This window comes from Gilliamella apicola (assembly GCF_003202655.1).
Classification (GTDB): Bacteria; Pseudomonadota; Gammaproteobacteria; order Enterobacterales; family Orbaceae; genus Gilliamella; species Gilliamella apicola_R.
In genome coordinates this window covers 107,073-128,375 of sequence record NZ_QGLR01000009.1, presented here as the reverse complement: position 1 = coordinate 128,375, position 21,303 = coordinate 107,073, and the positions used below count along the sequence as shown (strand labels likewise).

18 protein-coding genes are annotated in these 21,303 nt (G+C 35.2%); 7 read left to right on the top strand and 11 right to left on the bottom strand.

Annotated features, from left to right (window positions below; translation table 11 throughout):
* A complete protein-coding gene (mscM, locus tag DKK70_RS05355) occupies positions 1-2,619 on the top strand; it encodes a miniconductance mechanosensitive channel MscM (protein WP_110433053.1) in 2,619 nt (872 codons plus the stop codon).
* Here the strand turns inward: mscM and DKK70_RS05350 are convergent.
* Positions 2,616-3,146 carry a DedA family protein gene (locus DKK70_RS05350; RefSeq protein WP_110433052.1) on the bottom strand — a complete coding sequence of 177 codons (531 nt, stop codon included), beginning with the start codon at positions 3,144-3,146 and terminating at the stop codon, positions 2,616-2,618. The two genes, mscM and DKK70_RS05350, sit on opposite strands and share 4 nt — an antisense overlap.
* Positions 3,147-3,332: 186 nt before the next feature.
* On the opposite strand from DKK70_RS05350, the gene fdhD reads away from it, so the two are divergent.
* The 4 genes from fdhD (at position 3,333) to DKK70_RS05330 (ending at position 7,555) form a co-directional block, all read left to right on the top strand.
* Positions 3,333-4,142: a formate dehydrogenase accessory sulfurtransferase FdhD gene (gene fdhD, locus DKK70_RS05345; protein ID WP_110433051.1), complete on the top strand. Its 810-nt coding sequence runs from the start codon at positions 3,333-3,335 to the stop codon at positions 4,140-4,142.
* A gap of 241 nt (positions 4,143-4,383) precedes the next feature.
* The gene (locus tag DKK70_RS05340; RefSeq protein WP_110433050.1) at positions 4,384-5,202 is read left to right on the top strand and encodes a purine-nucleoside phosphorylase; all 819 of its coding nucleotides are present in this window, start codon (positions 4,384-4,386) and stop codon (positions 5,200-5,202) included.
* A gap of 55 nt (positions 5,203-5,257) precedes the next feature.
* The gene (locus DKK70_RS05335) at positions 5,258-6,484 is read left to right on the top strand and encodes a nucleoside permease (protein ID WP_110433049.1); all 1,227 of its coding nucleotides are present in this window, start codon (positions 5,258-5,260) and stop codon (positions 6,482-6,484) included.
* Positions 6,485-6,592: 108 nt separating this feature from the next.
* Positions 6,593-7,555, top strand: coding sequence for an EamA family transporter (locus tag DKK70_RS05330; RefSeq protein WP_219999690.1), 963 nt, complete (start codon positions 6,593-6,595; stop codon positions 7,553-7,555).
* A 61-nt stretch (positions 7,556-7,616) separates the two neighbouring features.
* Here the strand turns inward: DKK70_RS05330 and dsdC are convergent, their stop codons facing one another.
* A complete protein-coding gene (gene dsdC / locus DKK70_RS05325) occupies positions 7,617-8,552 on the bottom strand; it encodes a DNA-binding transcriptional regulator DsdC (RefSeq protein ID WP_110433048.1) in 936 nt (311 codons plus the stop codon).
* A 1,087-nt stretch (positions 8,553-9,639) separates the two neighbouring features.
* Between dsdC and DKK70_RS05320 the strand changes: the two genes are divergently transcribed.
* Complete coding sequence (locus DKK70_RS05320) at positions 9,640-10,116, top strand: hypothetical protein (RefSeq protein WP_110433047.1); 477 nt, start codon at positions 9,640-9,642, stop codon at positions 10,114-10,116.
* 109 nt (positions 10,117-10,225) lie between these two features.
* Here the strand turns inward: DKK70_RS05320 and amtB are convergent, their stop codons facing one another.
* The 9 genes from amtB to DKK70_RS05275 form a co-directional block, all read right to left on the bottom strand.
* Positions 10,226-11,506, bottom strand: coding sequence for an ammonium transporter AmtB (gene amtB, locus DKK70_RS05315; RefSeq protein WP_110433046.1), 1,281 nt, complete (start codon positions 11,504-11,506; stop codon positions 10,226-10,228).
* A 20-nt stretch (positions 11,507-11,526) separates the two neighbouring features.
* The gene (gene glnK / locus DKK70_RS05310; protein WP_034882964.1) at positions 11,527-11,865 is read right to left on the bottom strand and encodes a P-II family nitrogen regulator; all 339 of its coding nucleotides are present in this window, start codon (positions 11,863-11,865) and stop codon (positions 11,527-11,529) included.
* Between the two features lie 226 nt (positions 11,866-12,091).
* Positions 12,092-13,570 carry a dGTPase gene (gene dgt, locus DKK70_RS05305; protein ID WP_110433045.1) on the bottom strand — a complete coding sequence of 493 codons (1,479 nt, stop codon included), beginning with the start codon at positions 13,568-13,570 and terminating at the stop codon, positions 12,092-12,094.
* Between the two features lie 24 nt (positions 13,571-13,594).
* Positions 13,595-14,653: a 5-(carboxyamino)imidazole ribonucleotide synthase gene (gene purK / locus DKK70_RS05300; protein ID WP_110433529.1), complete on the bottom strand. Its 1,059-nt coding sequence runs from the start codon at positions 14,651-14,653 to the stop codon at positions 13,595-13,597.
* Positions 14,654-14,660: 7 nt separating this feature from the next.
* On the bottom strand, positions 14,661-15,161 hold the full coding sequence (purE, locus tag DKK70_RS05295; RefSeq protein ID WP_110433044.1) for a 5-(carboxyamino)imidazole ribonucleotide mutase: 501 nt from the start codon (positions 15,159-15,161) through the stop codon (positions 14,661-14,663).
* 153 nt (positions 15,162-15,314) lie between these two features.
* Positions 15,315-15,665 (bottom strand): RidA family protein, encoded by a 351-nt coding sequence (locus DKK70_RS05290; protein ID WP_110433043.1) that lies wholly within the window; start codon positions 15,663-15,665, stop codon positions 15,315-15,317.
* A gap of 24 nt (positions 15,666-15,689) precedes the next feature.
* On the bottom strand, positions 15,690-17,693 hold the full coding sequence (uvrB, locus tag DKK70_RS05285) for an excinuclease ABC subunit UvrB (protein WP_110433042.1): 2,004 nt from the start codon (positions 17,691-17,693) through the stop codon (positions 15,690-15,692).
* Positions 17,694-18,089: 396 nt separating this feature from the next.
* Positions 18,090-19,550: a molybdate ABC transporter ATP-binding protein ModF gene (modF, locus tag DKK70_RS05280; RefSeq protein ID WP_110433041.1), complete on the bottom strand. Its 1,461-nt coding sequence runs from the start codon at positions 19,548-19,550 to the stop codon at positions 18,090-18,092.
* A gap of 18 nt (positions 19,551-19,568) precedes the next feature.
* The gene (locus DKK70_RS05275; RefSeq protein ID WP_110433040.1) at positions 19,569-20,345 is read right to left on the bottom strand and encodes a TOBE domain-containing protein; all 777 of its coding nucleotides are present in this window, start codon (positions 20,343-20,345) and stop codon (positions 19,569-19,571) included.
* Between the two features lie 202 nt (positions 20,346-20,547).
* Between DKK70_RS05275 and modA the strand changes: the two genes are divergently transcribed.
* Positions 20,548-21,300 carry a molybdate ABC transporter substrate-binding protein gene (gene modA / locus DKK70_RS05270; protein ID WP_110433039.1) on the top strand — a complete coding sequence of 251 codons (753 nt, stop codon included), beginning with the start codon at positions 20,548-20,550 and terminating at the stop codon, positions 21,298-21,300.
* Positions 21,301-21,303: the final 3 nt, after the last annotated feature.

Below are 21,303 nucleotides of genomic sequence, written 5' to 3'. Positions count from 1 at the left end.
ATGTTGTTGCGCGGTTATTTGGCTGGGATATTACTACTCCTGTCTTGCTTTGCTTTTGCTGAAGAGTCAATTCTCAACATTGATAATGAAGACCAGCTTACCGAAGCCATTACTAAGCTGAATGAGAAAAATGAAGATCTGCGTCAAAATATGGAGTATCAAAAAGCTCATTTAACCAGCATCGTTAATGAACAAAATAATATTAATACCCAAATTTCACATGTTCAAAATACACTCGCAACACTTGCTGAGCAAGGCGAGTGGTTGAGTTTTTCAACTGCTTTAGGCGAAACCCTGCGCCAACAGTTATTACGCTTACCAGAAAAACCCAAATCCCAACCACTCGATGCTGAAATTGCCGAAGCCAAAGTCCAACAACTTAATTACTCCAATACCTTAGCAGGTTTAGACAATTACCCCGTATTATCTGGTAATTTGAATAATTTAAAAACCGCTAGTCAATATCGACGCTTAATAAGAGAACAAGGTGAGCTACTCAAAACATTGATTTCGGGTATTGATACCACCATTCTTGAGCTAACTAAATTAAAAATATCTAATAAGCAATTAACCAATGCAATTGATGAGGTTAATGATGCTGCGCACCGTTACTTTTTCTGGGTGGCGGATGTTAATCCGATTTCACTAAGCTTCCTGTTAGATTTGGTCAAGGATGTAGTTTACGTCACATTTTCAATCGATACGCTATCGCAACTTTATAATGCTGGCGTTGAAGTGCTTAGTGCGCCAAAACCGCTATTTTTCTTAGTACTCTCATTATTGTTTGTCTTTGTACAATTAAAAATGCGCGGCAAATATAATGCTTTCTTAAATAAATCCGCTACTCGAGTCGGTAAAGTCACCCAAGATAGCTATGCACTTACCTTGAAAGTAATTATTTTTTCATTAATCATGGCTTTACCCGTTCCTATTTTATGGGCAGCATTAGGATTTGCGCTACAAATTAACTGGGATTATCCGGTCGCCGTGGCGTTAGGCTACGGCGTTAATGCCGCAGCACCAGTTTTATGGGTTTTTATTATCACGGCACATTTTGCTTCACAAAACGGGTTATTTATTACTCATTTTGGTTGGTCAAAGCAAAACGTTCGCCAAGCCATGAAATATTATCGATTGTCGGTTTGGGTGGTAATTCCTTTAGTCGTGGTGGTGATGAGCTTTGATCAGTTCAATAATCGGCAATTTGCCGCCACTATAGGCAGAGCTGCATTTATTGTTCTCTGTTTTGCGTTGGTATTTATGACTAACTCAATTCATCGTGCCGGTGTGCCACTTTATATTGATAAAAAAGGCTCCGGTGATAATTTATTAAGTCATATTCTCTGGTTTGTATTGTTAAGTGCCCCTTGGTTAGCGATTATTGCTGCTTGTTTAGGGTATTTGTCGACAGCTGAAGTCTTATTAGGAAGATTAGAGGCTTCGGTCGTTATCTGGTTTGGTTTGTTAGTCATTTATTTTATGATACGTCGTTGGATGTGGATACAAAAACGACGAATTGAATTTGAACGAACTAAACAACGCCGATTAGAACGTATGCAGCGCGCTAAAGGAATTGAAGAAGATCTCACATCCATGAACGAAAATGTGGATGAGCCAGTTATCGATTTAGATGTCATTAGTGCTCAGTCATTACAATTAGTCCGATCAATTATTATGCTAATTGCGTTAATTAGTATGATTTTACTTTGGTCTGAACTTCATTCCGCTTTTGCCTTTATGAATAACATTAAGCTTTGGGGAACAAGTACTATCATTAATGGTAATGAGATTGAACAACATATTACCCTTGGATCTGTCTGTATTGCTATTTTAGTTATGACTATCACGATTCAGTTAGTAAAAAACTTGCCGGCGCTACTTGAATTAGGCATTTTACAACATTTAGACTTAGCACATGGTACCGGCTATGCCATTTCAACGGTTTCTAAATACATTATATTAATGATAGGTTGTATGATTGCTTTTTCGTTTATTGGTATTGATTGGGCGAAAATTCAATGGTTAATTGCAGCGTTAGGTGTTGGCTTGGGTTTTGGTTTACAAGAGATTTTTGCTAACTTTATTTCTGGTTTAATTATCTTATTTGAAAAACCAGTTAGGATTGGTGATACCGTCACCATTCGCGACTTAACCGGTAACATTACCAAAATTAATACTCGGGCAATAACTATTGTTGATTGGGACAGAAAAGAAATTGTCATGCCAAATAAAGCGTTTATTACTGAACAATTAGTAAACTGGTCGCTATCCGACTCAATCACTCGTATTGTGTTAACGATACCCGCTACAATTGATGCCGATAGTGAATTGGTGATAAAACTATTGCAACAAGCGTCTCAGGAGTGTGAATATGTTCTTAGCGATCCGGAACCGCAAGTCTTTTTAGTTGATATTCAAGAAGGTATCCAACTATTTGAACTGCGATTATTTGCCGCCGAAATGGGACATCGTATGAAACTACGTAGTGCAATACATAAATTGATTCTTGATGCTTATCGTCAACATGATTTGACGTTGCCATTCCCACCTTTACAAACCAATTTAGAAGCACTGGGGCGTAAAAGTGGGCGTCGTAGTTATACCATTGGTACCATTTAACCAAATAAGGTTTCTAACCATGGCACTCCAAATGCACCGGGTGCCAATAATACAAATGCCCAGATTGGTGCTGAAGCAATATTAGCTAGATTGAATTTTGTTGTCGGCATATGCATCGCACCAGCAATTAATGGCACAACTGCTCGCAAAGGTCCGAAGAATCGGCCAATAAACACGCCGAATGTACCATATCGCTGGAAGAATTGTTCTGCACGAAATATCATTTTAGGATATTTATTTAAAGGCCAGGAAGAGATTACCTGTTGGTGATAATGTTTACCTAACCAATATGAGAGAAAATCACCAATAATTGCACCTAATGATGCGGCAATCAAAACTGGAATAAACGAGATCACCCCTGTTCCCACCAATGCCCCAGCCGCCAATATAATTGCGGTGGCAGGAACTAATAATGAGATGATTGCCAATGATTCGCCAAATGCTAATAAAAAAATAATTGGCAATGCCCACGCTTGATGGTGTTCAATAAATTGCATAATAGTATGCGTGATTTCATTTAATGACATAAATTTGCTTGCTGTTATCTTTTTAGAATAGCTCATTCTAACACAACAACTGCCGTATAGTTCTAACCTGCCTAATCATTGGTAGAAACTAACAAAAGTAATAAGTCTACATGTTAGGCTTTTTATTAATACTAACCTCAGTTAATATACTGAAAATTAAGTCAGTTAATAGCTAAGAGATAAATCATGACTGTAGGGATTGAAAAATGTAATGTGCATAAATTTAGACATGGTCAGTTACAACCATTACAAGAAGATACTGTCGCAATCGAAAGACCAGTTGCACTAATTTATAACGGTGTTTCTCACGTGGTGATGATGGCAACCCCTAAAGATCTTAATTATTTCGCTATTGGTTTTTCGTTAACTGAAAATATTATCGAGTCGGTTAACGAAATTTATGGCATTGATATTATCGATGGTGAACAAGGCATTGAAGTGCATATTGAACTCTCTTCGCGACGTTTTATGCAATTAAAAGAAAAACGCCGAAATTTAACTGGTAGAACCGGCTGTGGTATTTGTGGTAGCCAACAGATTGAGCAAGTTTGTCAGTTTATTCCTCCGCTGGCATTAAGCGATAAAATTCAGCTATCTGATTTTCATCAATCACTTAATTATTTAACCCAAGTCCAGATGGTAGGCGGACAAACTGGTTGTACGCATGCTGCCGTATGGTTAGATTTAAACGGTAATTTTATTGCTGGATTTGAAGATGTGGGTAGGCATGTCGCTTTAGATAAATTATTAGGTTATCGCGCCGAGTTACAACAAAAACTTAATCAAAATATAAAAGGTATCATTCTGGTTTCAAGTAGAGCTAGCTATGAAATGGTGCAAAAAACGGCTCGTTGCGGTGTCGAAATACTCTTTGCGGTTTCAGCAGCAACTTCAATGGCGATTGAACAAGCTAAACAGAGCCAATTAACATTAGTGGGATTTTTTAGAGGTACTCAAGGAGTTATTTATTCGAATGGTGAACGTATTGTCGAATAATAAGCGATTTTTCAGTTAAATTAGTCAAAAAATGGTTGAAATAATTTATTGATTATTTTAATAAAAACAATACATTACCTTATTTCATCTAAGATATCTCATCTCACGTCTTTCTTTATTGGTCGAAGATCATCATAATATACGCCCAAAATAAGAACAACTTTGTTTTTATTATATATTATGTGATCTTTTTCTAATTATGATCAATTAAGTTTTTACTAAAATTTGAAAGGATAGCGTCATGCATCATACAGCCGATATACAACAAGCAGTGAACTATATTCAACAACAAACCGACAAAAAACCGACAATCGGGATTATACTTGGATCAGGATTGGGCCCTTTCGCCGATACTCTTGAAGACGCAGTTCATATTCCTTATGACAATATTCCTCACTTTGCCAAATCCGCTGCGGTTGGCCATGCGAATGAATTAGTGATTGGTCAATCTGGTGATAAAACAGTCGTCGCGATGAAAGGTCGTTTCCATTATTATGAAGGTTTTTCATTAGATCAAGTTACCTTCCCGGTGCGAGTGATGAAAATGCTTGGTGTTGAAAAACTCATCATTACCAATGCCTGTGGTGCAGTCAACACTAGTTTTAAACCAGGTGATTTAATGATTATTACCGATCACATTAATTTAACCGCTAATAACCCATTAATGGGACCGAATAATCCGGAATTAGGCGTACGCTTTTTGGACGTAAGTGAAGTTTATAATAAACCATTAAGAGCAATTGTTAGCGAAGTGGCTAAAGAGCTCAACATCACTTTACAACAAGGTGTTTATGCTTGGTGGACTGGCCCAACTTATGAAACTCCAGCTGAAATTAGAATGATCCGTACTTTAGGTGCTGACGCAGTTGGTATGTCTACTGTTCCTGAGGCCATTATTGCTCATCATTCTGGCATCAAAACTATTGGTATTTCGTGTCTGACTAATATGGCTTGCGGCATTTTAGATCAACCATTAGGGCATGAAGAAGTGATTGAAACAGCTGAGCGTGTTAAATCAACCTTCTTAAAATTGATTACTAAAACAATTGCCCGTTTTTAATTGGTAATTTTTTAAAATTTCATCTAAACAGTTCACGTTATTTTGGATATAAATAATGAACATGAAACATAGATTACAAGTCATGATGTTTTTCCAATATTTTATCTGGGGAAGCTGGCTGACGACGTTTGGTATTTATTTAATTAATACGTTGCATTTTTCTGGCGCCGAAGTCGGATTAGTGTATAGTACAAAAGGTTTTGCAGCATTAGTTATGCCGTTTATTATCGGCATTATTGCGGATAAATTTATTCCACCCAAATATCTGTTTATGCTTTGTCATGCTGTTTGTGCTATTGCACTGTTTTATGCAGCCTCCGCAACCACACCTAATCATTTATATTGGTTGATGTTAATCAATGCGATGGCATTTATGCCAACCATTGCTTTATCTAATTCAATAAGCTATCACTGTTTGGAACATAGTCATTTAGACTCTGTTAGCGTTTTTCCAAAAATTCGGGTATTTGGAACAGTCGGCTTTATTATCGCTATGTGGACGATCAGCTTACTTAAATTCGATATAAGCAATGCCCAACTCTATATTGCTTGTGGTGCGTCGGTAATTTTGGTTATCTATAGTGCAACCTTACCTGACATTAAAATAAACCGCAATCAACAGCAATCATGGATCTCACGTTTAGGCTTAGATGCGCTTGTATTATTTAAAAAGCCGGTAATGTCGATATTTTTTCTCTTTTCGATGTTATTAGGTGCCATATTACAAATCACCAATACCTTCGGTGGTGCATTTTTAAAAGATTTTGGTAAGATTCCCGAATTTCAAGATAGTATCATTGTGCAACATCCAGCGATATTATTATCTGTCTCCCAAATGGCTGAAGTTGCCTTCATTTTGACAATCCCATTTTTTCTCAAAAAATTTGGCATTAAAAAGGTCATAATGATAAGCTTAATAGCTTGGACACTGAGATTTGGCTTTTTTGCCTATGGTGATCCAACTCCATTTGGTTTTGTATTATTGATGTTATCAATGATTGTTTATGGTTGTGCTTTTGACTTCTTTAATATTTCAGGTTCTATTTTTATCGAAAAAGAAGTAAGTGCTAATATTCGTGCCAGTGCCCAAGGGCTATTTATGACGATGGTTAATGGCATTGGAGCAATTATTGGTTCATTTATTAGTGGTTTTGTAGTTGATTTCAATACCCATGAAGGCTTAAAAGATTGGCAGTCGATTTGGTTAATTTTTGCGGCTTACGCGTTAATTTTAGGTTTGGTTTTTTATTTTACCTTTAATTATAAACAATCTACAAAGTAACAACTTATCAATATAACTAAGGGATAAATTATCCCTTAGTTATCCTCTGTTTTTTTGAGTATTACCATACCGTAAAAAATAGTGACATAAAGCCACAAGTTATTGGTTATGATTTTTTATGCGCCATTATTTGGTGAAAAATATAGTTTTAAACGTAATGAGATTTTAAGTATGAAAGAAAAATTTTTCGGTGGTTTATTAGTTTTTTTAGGCGCGTGCAGTTTTGGCGTGCTCTCCTCAATTGTAAAAACTGCTTATAAATCTGGTTATACCCTTGGTCAAGTAACTGGTGTTCAGTGTTTTTTAGGCATGATAATATTATGGGGGATCCATTTTCTGGTAAAAACGCTTAATAAAAGCAAGGTAACTATGGCAAATAAAACGCCATTAACTAAAAAATGGCAGGTATGTGCCGTGGGAATATTTCCTGGGTTAGTCGGCATTTGCTATTATCAATGCGTGCAGTTAGTGCCAGCATCAATCGCCATTATTTTGCTTATGCAATATCTATGGATTAGTGTGATTATTGATTTCGTTATTTTTAAAAATAAACCAACACCGATACAATTAGTCACGGTAGTGACGATTATTGTCGGAAGCTCTTTAGCTGCAGGCATTTTTAATCAAGCTATTGAATTGAACTTAACAGGTTGTTTCTTTGGTTTTTTAGCGGCATTAATGTATTCACTTTTTATTACCACCAGTAGCAATATTGGTAATGAATTACCAAAATTAGAAAAGAGTGCCTTGATGATAACCGGTGCCTGTATTGTAACTTTTGTTATTTTTCCGCCACTGTTCTTCTTCGAACTTAGTATTGACGATAAAATCTATCAACTAGGTTTTTTATTAGCCTTATTGGGCACGGTTTTACCACCTTTTTTATTTTCCGTCGGTATGCCTAAAATTGGTATCTCACTAAGTGCAATTTTATCGGCTGCAGAACTGCCTGTTGCGGTAACTTGCTCTTATTTCTATTTAAGAGAATCAGTCTACATAAATCAATGGATTGGTGTCGTCATTATTTTGTTTGCCATTGCCTTACCGAATCTAAAACATTTAAAAAAATAATCTTCAATAAATTAAGTGTGGTGAGCCACACTTAATTAGGCAAATTTTATTAGCAAACTTATTATACATAACTTTTTAACCACTGGATAAAAATATCCGCTTTAGGGTTATATTTTTCTAGTGATTTACAAATATAATAACGCTGAGTGCATGGAGCTTCTAAATCAGCAAAAGGGGCGACCAGTTGCCCAGAATCCAAATATTTAGCGATAATCTGTTTTCTCCCTATAGCAATGCCGGCGTTATTGATTGCCGCAGTAACCGAATGATCAGAGCGGTCAAATAACATATTTTGTATTTTGTTAAAATCAATAGATAGAGAAAAATGGTTAGCCCATGACTGCCATTCATCAAAACCAAAATCTAAAAGTTTATTGTGGTTATGGTGTAATAAGACACAGTTTTTTAAATTTTCCGGGTTGTTATAAAGATTATACTGGTGAGCATAACTTGGTGTACAAACCGGTAAAATTGTTTCACTAATTAAATGTTCACACGCTAATTCATCATAATGTAATGAATCATAATAAATTGCTAAATCAATAGGATATTGACTAAAATTGATTGCTTTATTCCCCGATATAATATTTAAAGTGATATAGGGATAATAATCAGTAAATTGCGATAATTTTGGAATCAAAAACTCTTGAATAAAAGATGGGCATGAATAAATAGTAAGTCCACCTGCAACATCTTTATTTTTAATATCCAAAATTTCTTGATTCAAAATATTAAGTGATTTTTTAACCACTGTGAATAAATTCTTGCCATCATGGGTCAAAGTAATTCGTCGATGAAAGCGTTCAAATAATTTAAAATTAAGCTCTTCTTCAAGTTTATTGATTTGATGACTTACCGCACTAGGACTAATGCAGAGCTCTTCTGCAGCTAATGCAAAGGATAGATGACGAGCCGCTGACTCAAAGGTATGCAACTTTGATAATTGGTAACGATTTATAAATTCATTTTTATTAGCTAGAATCTCTTCACTGTTCATTTATTATTCCCTATAAACCATTTTATAAAATGGAGAGGATATAATCTAATCTATTCCTATTGATAATGCCAATAGATATTTCGCCATTAACCTATCTAATAATTCACTAAAATGATGCATATCACACTTTTGCAATAATCTAGCTCACCTAAAGTTAACAATAGATCATTTATCAAATAGTAGACAAAAATAATAAAAATCATTAGTATTTAACAATTAAAATTTGCAATATTATTTGTAAAGTTAAGTTAAATAAGTTATATTCTTTTAAGTTTTGCATCTATAAAGTAATACCTTTACCGTAGTTGATACATTTTGTTATTCGTTTTATTTAGTAAAATAAAAAAAGATTGAGTAATGTTATCTAATGGTATTGAAATATCCACTAATCGTACCAATATATAGATATTTTCTATTCTTTAGAATAAATAAGATTGCTTCATCAAAAGTTAATAGTTTTCTGAAAAATATTTTTAGTAGAGTAATAACAAAAGAGTTAAGTCCGATATAAGATAAATTTGCAGTAGAGTTTATCCCTTTTATTATCAACATTTTCAAGAAGATTTGATACTTCTTAAATGGACTTACATTAACCAATGATTGGATTGAGGTGTCAATATATCCCTAATCTTAATCAAGATTCTATGACAAATATTTTATCAAAAGGAAAGCTTAACAGCGTGATAAATGTTTAGTTGCAAGAAGTCTAACTTACCTTTATCCAATAAAAAGTAGTTTATTTATTCGGTTACTTTCTGAATGGTAAACTTAAATTATATTTAAAATATTTAATCATTTTATATAACTAATATTTTAACAACATTATGGGGGGCACTTAAAAGATAGTCGGTTTAAAGCATGCTATTAATTAGCCTGTTAGTCTTATTGTAATGGTAACAAAATGGTTTTCGATAAAAACCATTAGTTTTAATAGTCAGTCGTAAATAGCAAAATATTAAAAATCTTAATTGATTTTTATGGGTAAACATTAGGTTATACAGACATACCTTGACAATATAAATCGCCGTTTATGTTTATTGTCAAATTTATTATTCTATTTTATCCTGAATTAAAAGGAAGTTACAGAATGAAGACATATAAAAAGCCATTATTTACCTTAGTGCACAGTAATGATGCAATTCCTGAACATAACACCTTAGCTTATCTAGATTCAACTTTAAATGATTATACTGATCATATTGATGAGATTATTGGGTTACGTATCAAGGGATTAAAACTTCACCATTCTGAATATAGGGAACATCATAATGATAACTATACCAATAATAAATCGGGTTTTTCATTTGTTTTTCCAGAGATATATGAGTCAGAGCATCATAAGAAACAGATTGGGATGTTAAAAGAGGAAATGTTAATCGCTAAAGAATCACACCGAGTAATGGAGTTACTTAATGTCCGTTTAAAGGAATTTGCCAAGTTTTATCCTGAAATACAGTTTAATTTGAACAATGTACAATTATTACCAACGAAATTTAAAGAGTACCTTTTTGCTCCACCTTTAGTCCTGACCCAAGATAATGCAATTATGCTATGGGATGACTAGAAAAAAACTTAACAATAATTAATAAGTCAAAAATCTACAGTACTCACCTACTGTAGATTTTTTTATATATAATTTTTAACAATGATATGTATAACTTAACTTTTCTTACTTAATTATTGAAAGCACTTTCACCATGGCTGTTAATGTCAAGACCTTCACGTTCATACTCTTCAGATACTCGCAAACCAACACTTAGATCGGCAATTTTATACGCAATATAAGCAATAATTGCTGTCCAGACTACACAAGTGATGACACTCATTAACTGTATACCTACTTGACTCACCATTGTGATACCATCGGCGTAACCGGTTCCGCCTAATGACTCAGATGCAAATACTCCAGTTAATAGACAACCTACAATACCACACACACCATGAACACCAAATACATCACAGGTATCATCGACTTTTAGAATCCTTTTTAAAGATGAAACTCCCCAAACACCGGCAAATCCACAAATAAGACCAATTAACATCGCACCGCCGACACCGACAAAACCTGCTGCCGGGGTTATACCAACTAAGCCAGCAATCACGCCTGAGGCTGCGCCTAAACATGATGGTTTACCACGTAATAACCATTCAGCTATAGTCCAAGAGAGTACCGCTGCTGCTGTTGCTGCAACTGTATTGATAAATGCGAGGCCTGCGATTTCGTCCGCGTGAGTTGAAGATCCGGCATTGAAGCCAAACCAACCAATGTATAATATTGCTGCACCTAGATAAACATACGGTAAGTTGAATGGTTTTAACGGCTCACGGTTATAACCAATACGGCTTTTAAGCAAGTAAGCACCTAATAGGCCAGCAACAGCAGCATTAATATGCACCACAGTACCACCGGCAAAATCCAATGCGCCTTCATCACCAAGGATTCCGCCCCCCCAAACCATATGCGCCATCGGAATATAGGAGAAAGTAAACCATAACACCATAAAGATCAGGACGGCTGAAAAACGAATTCTTTCGGCAAAAGCCCCTAAAATCAAACAACATGTGATACAAGCAAATGAACCTTGAAAGGCAATCCAAATCATTTCATAAATCGATCCTGAAATATTAGTAATACCAACATTAACTAACAAAAATTGGTCAAAATTACCGAAAAACCAATTACCCTCACCAAATGCTAATGAATAGCCATAAACAATCCATAATACAGCTATTAATGAAAAAGTCACTAATACTTGTGATAACATGGAGAGTACATTTTTAGATCTTAATAAGCCACCATAAAAAAAGGCGATACCCGGCACAGACATAAATAGCACTAATGCGGTACAAATCATCATAAAACCGTTATCGGCTTTATCAACAATTGCTACTTCTTCGGCAAAGACCGGGCAGGTTAAAAGCAAGCCTAAAGAGAAAATAATTTTTTTCAACATAATGATATCCTTATTGATAGTTATAGTGCTGACTCATCAGTCTCGCCGGTACGAATTCGCACGACATGTTCTAACGACGTAACAAATATTTTGCCATCGCCTATTTTTCCGGTATAAGCGGCTTTAGTAATAGTACTAATTACTTCATCAAGTAATTCATCACTGATCGCTAGCTCTATTTTTACTTTTGGCAAAAAATTAACATTGTATTCTGCACCTCGATACAATTCAGCATGACCTTTTTGCCGACCAAAACCTTTAACTTCAGTAACAGTTAACCCCGTAACACCTATATTGGATAATGACTCTCTGACCTCTTCTAATTTAAAAGGTTTGATAACTACAGTGACAAATTTCATCCATTACTCCTCATAACTATTAATGTTATTCGAGATAATGCAAAGGCCGTGCCAAAATTAATAATTGTTTGAATTAGATTAAAATACCTAAAAATATTAGGGTTTATTGATTGTTACTTTTTTAAAAAAAGTTGAGAAACGGAGCTTTAGGAGGAAAAAAATAACCTTATCATCGCACCAATATGGTGCTTGTGCTTATTTTTGGTGCTATTGGTAATGTTAAAAATCAGAATGTTACCATTAATTTGCGATATTCATCATAAGCAAAGTGGTCGGTCATGCCACTAATGTAATCCTGAATCAAACGACAACGATAATAAAATTCCCAACAATTAAATTGTTGATCATTTAACTGCTCAAGTGCTTGTTGATAAGCCACACAATGTTTTGCCGATAATTTATGGTAGAGTCGAGTTTCAATAGGATATTTTTTATGATTACCGGTTTTGACTAATTTTATGAAGTCGTCAGTAGGCATATTTAAAAGTGGGCTATAAATATCCAGTAATCCAGTAATAATTCGGTAGCCTTGAAGTTCTACATTTTCAACAGTCTCATGGTTAAAAATATGTTCAAATCCTACTGTTTTGAAGATGTTAAGTAATTTATATTCCGCATCATGATCTTCAAGTAGCGCGTGATTAAAAGAGCCATGGTAGATTGCTTCGATATTTTCAATAAATCGTTCTGCAGCATGAGGTACCAGATGACTTATAGTATTTACCCGCAAATACATAAAGAACTGGTCGATACCTATTGCTTCAAATTCATTTTTTTTCAAATTATCATAAGGTCGATTGACAACTTCATCAAAGAGATCACCTTTCTTAACTGGTCCCCATGCTTCTTTTAGATAATGATAAAGTTGTTGTACCGTTAAAATTTTCTTTTCAACTGCATCTTCAAGATCGGCAATGCAATAAGAAATATCATCGGCCGCTTCCATAATATAAGTAAGTGGATAGCGGTGGAAAGGTTGAATATCTAGTTGCTCTGACATCGTTTTAACAAAAGATTCCTCGGATAGATAATATCCAGGCTTCTTCATTAAATAATTAAATTCATCAGGTATAGGATCCGACCAATAAGCTGGTTTAGAATATTTAAAAATTGACGCAATCTGCGAGTAGGTTAAATTGAGCCGTAAGATTGTATGCACTAATCGAATCGCTTGTGCATTACCTTCAAAATTAGCCAGATCTTGGCGTATTTTTAATTTTAAAGATTTAGTCGAATCATCATCAGCATCATTAATATTCAGCACTGGGTAAATTGATGTGGTGTCAATGCCTAAACGCTGAGCAAACCAATGATTGATTGCCGCCTCACCAAAATGGCCAAATGGTGGATTACCAATATCATGCATTAAGCAAGCCATTTCGACAAGGCTTTCAATGGACATGACTGAATTTTCCAAGCCAAATGTTTTTAATTTTCCTGATTTATTCAGTCGATTGACAATCTCTTTTACAATATAACGACCAACTTGTTGTACTTCCATTGAATGAGTAAGTCGGGTTCGAACCACAGAATTACGTTCTAAAGGAAATACCTGAGTTTTTTGCTGTAAGCGCCTGATAGCGGCAGAATTAAGAATGCGTCCACGGTCGCTTTCAAAAAAACGTAAAATAGAATATTCATCAGATGCTTCACGTTGTTTACTGGCGTAGCGTTGATAATTAATTTTTTTACTAAAATCGATCATATCGCAATCTCTTGATTTAATCAGCTATAACTTCTGTATTGCCCACGTTATTGGTTGACTATATTCAGTCGGTAATAAAGCAGATAATTGACTTAATGCTTCAATCAATTCTGGACGATGTTGATGACTTAAATTGATATGTCCCACTTTACGCCCGACTCTAACTTCTTTTTCATACCAGTGTAGATGCGCTAAATTAACTGATAGCCAATTGAGATTAAAATCTGTGCCAATTAAATTTACCATTACCGCTGGACAAAAGACATCTGGTTTAGGTAGCGGTAAACCTAAGATAGCGCGTAAATGCAATTCAAATTGGCTGATAGAGGCACCATTTTGTGTCCAATGTCCACTATTATGTACTCTTGGTGCTAATTCATTAATAAGTAAGTTATCACCAACAACAAAACATTCCATCGCCATAACGCCTACATAATTAAGCTTATGCATTATGCTTGAAAGCATCTGCTCAGCCTTTGTCTGTAAGCTATTATTTTCATATGGAATGGTAACACTCATTTTTAAAATGCCATCTTGGTGCAAATTATTGGTCAAAGGATAAAACACTGTCTCACCATTAGCATTTCTAGCGCCAACCAGTGATAGCTCTTTTTCAAAAGGAATAGCTTGTTCAACAATAGTATTTTGACAAGCCTCATCTGGAATCTGATCATCAACAGTTAGGCGCCATTGACCTCGTCCATCATAACCACCGATTCGACGTTTAACGATCAACCGATCACCTAACTTTTCAAAAAAACTTGACCACTCATGCTCATCATTAACTGGATACCATTTAGCCGTAGGCAAATTAAGTTGATCAAGTAGCTGTTTTTGGCTTAAACGATCGGCAATGATCGGAAATACATCTCGATTAACAAAATGCGGATGGCTAGCTAATATTTGGGTGAAAGGTGTTTGCGGCCAACGTTCTATTTCGGCTGTTATAACTGAATTTTGGTAAGGGATGGTTGCTGGGTCAACATCCAAACCAACCGGATAGACATGAATACCTAAAGGCTCACCGGCCTGTCTTAACATACGCCCTAACTGGCCATTTCCTAAAACACAAACTGTTTGAATTGTCATATTAGATGTCGACTCTTGGATCAGGATTATTTAAAACTTCATCGGTTTGACTTAATCGCCAATTTGATAAAAGTTGATAGATATCTTGATTATGCAATGCCAAAATTTGTGCGGCTAATAACGCGGCATTTGCCGCTCCAGCTTTACCTATGGCTAAGGTCCCGACAGGAATACCTTTCGGCATTTGCACGATGGAATAAAGACTATCCACACCACTGAGTGCGGCACTTTGTACTGGAACACCCAATACTGGAATTAACGTTTTCGCGGCTAACATCCCAGGTAAATGCGCAGCCCCCCCTGCTCCAGCGATAATCACATCAAAACCTCGTGATTTGGCAGTTTGCGCAAATTCAAATAGTTTATCTGGTGTTCGATGTGCGGAAACAATTTCGACGTGATAAGCGATGGTTAAGGTATCTAAGATATCGGCTGCGTGCTGCATAGTGGCCCAATCACTTTTTGATCCCATCACAATGGCAATTTTAGGTTGAGTTTGCATAGACAATTTAAGCGAGAGATAAAATATTAAGTGCCCAAAGTATACACTAAAATTAAATGATTGGGCTAGCAAGAAGTAAGGTTAATTATCAATAAGTTAAATTGCTAGATTAAGCAAATAAAATCCGCCAAAATATGGCGGATTAGCGTGATACTATGGATTGACTGCAGCAATGATTTTTATTTCAACCAAATATTCTTGTTTCATTAATCCCGCATTAACGGTACAACGAACTGGGGCTTTTCCTTTGGCGACCCATTCGTCCCAAGCTCGGTTCATGGCGCTAAAATCGCTTTTATTTACTAAAAATAATGTAGCATCTAAAATGCGAGTTTTATCACTATTTGCCCTTGCTAAAATTTGATCTATCTCAGCTAAGGCACTTTTCGTTTGTAGATAAGCATCATCGCTCAAATCAGTAGGTACACTAGTGTAGTAAATTACATTGTTATGAATTACCGCTTCTGACCATCTTTCTGCCGGATCTATTCGAGTTATTGTCATTCTATTTTCCTTGAAAACTTCTTATTAAGATACTTTTATAAAATCTGAACGTAATTTTTTAATCTCATCACGTAATACCCCCGCTTTTTCAAACTCCAGATTTTGGGCAGCTTCGTACATCATAGCTTCAAGCTCTTTGACTCTGGCTTGAACCTCTTTTATTGAAACATAATTATACTGACCACCTGGTTCAAACGCTTGAATTTTAGCTGTGGCTTTTTTAGTGCTTAAACCTGCATCTAAAATATCTTTGATCTCTTTGCGCACTGATTTCGGCATAATACCATGTGCTTGGTTAAAATCTTCCTGTTTTTTACGACGCCTTGCAGTTTCATCAATCGTCAGCTGCATGGCTGGAGTAATTTTATCTGCATACAATATTGCTTTTCCATTAACGTTGCGCGCAGCACGGCCAACTGTTTGGATTAATGAACTTTCCGAGCGTAAAAAACCTTCACGGTCAGCATCTAAAATCGCGACTAATGATACTTCTGGAATATCTAATCCTTCTCGTAATAAGTTAATACCAACTAATACATCAATCTTACCTAAACGAAGATCACGGATAATTTCCATTCGTTCCACAGTGTTGATATCGGAATGCAAATATTTAACATTAACATTATGTTCAGATAAATAGTCAGTTAAATTTTCCGCCATACGTTTAGTTAATGTGGTGACTAAAACGCGTTCATCTTGATTTATGCGTAATTTAATCTCAGACAATAAATCATCGACTTGGGTTGCCACCGGCCTAACTTCAATGATTGGATCTAATAATCCTGTTGGCCTTACCACTTGCTCAATAATTTCACTACCTGATTTTTCTATTTCATATTTAGCTGGGGTTGCTGAAACATAAATCGTTTGTGGCATAATATTTTCGAATTCAGCAAATTTTAATGGCCGATTATCCAAGGCTGAAGGTAACCGAAAACCGTACTCGACAAGATTCAATTTTCGCGATCTATCGCCATTATACATTGCTCCCAATTGAGGGATCGCCACATGAGATTCATCAATAAACAATAAACCATCAGCGGGTAAATAATCAAATAATGTTGCAGGTGGATCACCGGCCTTGCGCTGTGCTAAATAACGAGAGTAGTTCTCAATACCTGAACAGTAGCCGAGTTCAGTCATCATCTCTATATCAAATAGGGTTCGTTGCGTTAAACGTTGCTCTTCTAAAAGACGGTTATTATCCAATAAGGCTCTTTGGCGCTCTTGGAGCTCTTGCTTAATTTCAACAATCGCATTATCCATGATATTTCTTGGGGTGACATAGTGTGTTTTTGGATAAATGGTTATCCGTGGCACATCATTAATCGCATTACCTGTTAATGGATCAAATATCACAATTCTTTCAACTTCATCATCAAAAAGCTCAACACGTACAGCATGCTCATCAGAATCAGCAGGAAAAATATCAATAACATCACCACGAACCCGAAAAGTACCACGATTAAAGCCAATCTCATTACGAGTATATTGTAATTCAGCTAAACGCTGTAAGATTGCTCGTTGATCAGTAATAGTCCCTCTTGCCAAATGTAATATCATTGACATGTAGGTTTCTGGTGCACCCAATCCATAAATAGCTGATACCGAGGCAACAATGACTACATCACGACGCTCTAATAACGATTTAGTTGCTGACAGTCGCATTTGCTCAATGTGTTCGTTAATCGATGCATCTTTCTCTATAAATGTGTCAGTTGAAGGCACATAAGATTCTGGCTGATAATAATCATAATACGAAACAAAATATTCTACCGCATTATCAGGAAAGAAGGCTTTCATCTCACCATACAATTGCGCGGCCAAAGTTTTATTTGGCGCTAAAATAATAGTTGGGCGATTATGCTTAGCAATAACATTAGCCATGGTAAAAGTTTTACCGGAACCTGTCACGCCTAATAGTGTTTGATGTGCAATTCCATCATCAAGATTTTGATTAATACGTTCAATCGCTGCAGGTTGATCTCCCGCTGGTTTAAAATCAGAACATAATTTAAATTTTCTCATTACATCGCAACCTAAAATTTTACCTATTAATAAAAATTATCCCCAAAAACACTTGACCTTCAAAAATGTTATATTTTTTGTTCAGTTAAGTTAAAAGTATGTAAAGATATGTAAAAAAAAGAACCTTGATTTATGATAACATATTGATAAATATATATAATTATATTCATGCTTAACTTGTAATCAAATTAAATAAAAACCTGATAGGCATTGAAGTTAGCTCACTTTTCAATTAACTATTCACAGACTTATCCACAGGCAACGGGGATAACTTGCTAAGTATAATCAATATAAACTTTTTTGAAGTTTTAGGCTAATAAATAGCCGCTAGAAAAAAGTTTTTATATCGATTATTCCTATTTTTAAGTCATGTTTTAATAGTTTTTATCTAATACTTTATTTAATACTCTCTATTTTGTATTGATAGCCAACAGTCTCATTAGGCACAAATGTTAATCGATGAGTGATGCATTTTGGCGCATCTTCTGCATGATGTGAAACAAACAACAATTGCGTATCACCTTTATCAATTAAATTATCTATCCAACTTTTGACCAATTCTCTGTTTAGCTGATCCAGTCCTTGTAACGGTTCATCTAAGATAAGTAAAGTTGGATGTTTAACTAACGCCCTAGCAATCAGTATTAATCGCTGTTGCCCCCACGATAACGAGTGAAAAGGTTTTTCGGCTAAATCGGTTAAATCTAGTAATTGCAACCACTGCTTAACTAATTTTGACTGCTTATCACTAATCGCTTGGTAGACGCCAATTGAATCAAAGTAACCTGATATCAATACATTTTCTACACTCAAGCTAACTCGATAATCAAGATGAAAACTACTACTGACGTAACCAATATGGCGTTTAATGTCCCATATTGTTTCACCAGAACCTCGTTTACGGCCAAACAGTGTCAAATCGTTACTATATCCCTGAGGATGATCACCCGTTATTAGACTCAATAATGTCGATTTTCCTGCCCCATTTGGCCCAACTATTTGCCAATTTTCATTTGCTTTTACTAACCAATTTAGTCCATTAATAATTGCTTTACCATCATATTGAACATAACCATTATTTAAAATAATGCGATCCAACGTATCGGGTAGTTGAATTGGAGTTTCATCCGGTTCGGGTAAAGTAAAGTTTGATAATTGTTCTAAATTTGCCAGTTGCTTGATGGCTACGTCATCTAATATGGTGTCTTTAGGTCCAAATTTCAATAGTTGACAATTAGCCAGTAAACCAATATTTTTTACAAATGGTGGGATTTCATTAAAACGATTTAATACCATTATAATCGTAATAGTTTGTGCAGATAACTGGCTTAGTTTTTCAGCTAAATTAGCTCGAGATGCCACATCTAAACCATCAAAAGGTTCATCTAATATTAATAGATCTGGTTGACTCATCAAGGTACGGCAGATCAATGTCTTTCGAGTTTCGCCAGTAGAGAGATATTTAAAACGACGCTCTAAGAGATGTTCAATACCAAATTGCTGCGCTAAGTGTTTACAAAGTTCTGCGTCTTGATGCGTTTCTTGAATGATTTCAGCAGTCGTTAGCCCGGTATCATATTCATTGTCGCTAAGCATATCGGTGTTATTACGTTTCCATTCATCGTCTATTATTTTTTGTAGATGTTCAAATGAGATATGGGCTATTGATTTAAATTGATTAATTACTTCCCCTGACAATAACGGTTGATCACCAGCTAATGCTTTAGCTAATACCGATTTACCCGATCCATTTCGTCCAACAAAAGCCACAATATCACCATCATTAATGGTTAATGATTCAATAGTAAATATGCGGAAATCACTTATTTTAAATACTGCATTTTTAATTTGTAACATAAATAATACCTCAAACAGCTAGACTAATGTCGCAACTATAATGTGCTGGGGATGAATGGATATGGTCGTTAGTTGACCTTCAGTTAATTTTAGTTGATTAACCTCATTAGTTGCTTTACTCGCATAAAGCATTATTCCGGATGGCAATGAAAATGAGATTTCAGATAGTTGACCATCAGTGACTATTTTTTCCACTTTAACTATCAACTGATTCTCATTTTTGTTATTCAGTTCAATCAATGGCGCTTTAATCAGTAACAGAACCGTTTTATCAATGTTCAGTTTTAAACGTTCAATACTTTGTTGCGTAATATACGCTTTTAATTCGGTTTGATTGTCATTTAATTTTACTTTAACCAAACCAGCAATATGAGTTGCTTCAATGCTTGAGACGCTACCATAGATTTGATTACGAGCACTAGTCTGTAAGGATAATTTAGCGGTTATTTTTAAAATATCATCAAGCGGTATATTGTCATCATTTAGAATATTAAAGGCTTTATATTGTAATTGGGTTAATAGGTCATAAAGCTGAATGAACCTTACCGCATAAGCACTGAGTTTGGTACCTCCGCCATTTTTACCCCCGGTTGCGGTAATTAAAAAAGGTTTAGGTGCTAACTGGTTGATTTCATTTATCGCATCCCAAGCTGTTTTATAACTAATCCCTATTTGCTTTGCCGCTTGACTAAGTGAACCACTCTGTTCTATTGCTCTTAATAAGTCAATTCGTTTTGGATCAGTAAATAATTGCTGATTGATATTCAAAGTTAATAATATGTCAGGTGACAGCATTACGTTATGCCTTAATTAATTAAAAAAGCTACTTTTAGTAGCAAAGTCATTCTATTGTAGACGCTTTTCTCTTTTCCTTCAAAAAATGTACTCAGCAAAATTGATTAAAAGTAGTGGAATCTGCAAAGTTTAATTGTACTTTATAAATAAATTTTGATAGCATCGCTATATATTAAATTACATAACGATTGTGAGGAGTAAAATGAAAAAAATCATTGGAGTATTATTATCTTTAGCCACTTTATTTGCTAGTTTATCAACATCTGCTAGCCAAAAAATTACAGTATTTGCAGCTGCATCACTGACTAATGCAATGCAAGAGATTGCAACTTCCTACCAAACAGAACATCAAGATTGTGAAATTGTTTTCTCATTTGCTTCATCTTCTGTATTAGCCAAACAGATTGAACAAGGTGCACCTGCTGATATTTTTATGTCAGCCGATCAAAAGTGGATGGATTACCTTATTGAACACAAAGTTGCAACAGATAAACAAAATTTGTTAAAAAACGGTTTGGTATTAATTGCCCCTAAACAATCTAAATTAGAAAATGTGGAAATCAATGCCAATACCAATTGGCAAACGATTTTACCTAAAGGAGAAAGATTAGCGGTTGGTGATCCTGACCATGTTCCAGCAGGTCTCTATGCTAAAGAGTCTTTAACCAATTTAGGGGTATTTGATAAATTATTACCGCAAATGGCACCAGCAAGCAATGTTCGTGATGCATTAATGTTAGTTGAACGCAATGAAGCCGCCTTAGGTATTGTTTACAGCACTGATGCGAAAGTAAGTGACAAAGTGAAAATAATTGGTAGCTTCCCAGCTGATACATTTAAATCTATTGAATATCCAATTACATTACTCAAAGCTGATGCAAAAGAATTTTACCAATATTTAAATTCAGAAAAAGCCAAAACTATTTTTCAAAAATATGGATTCATAACTGACTAGTAT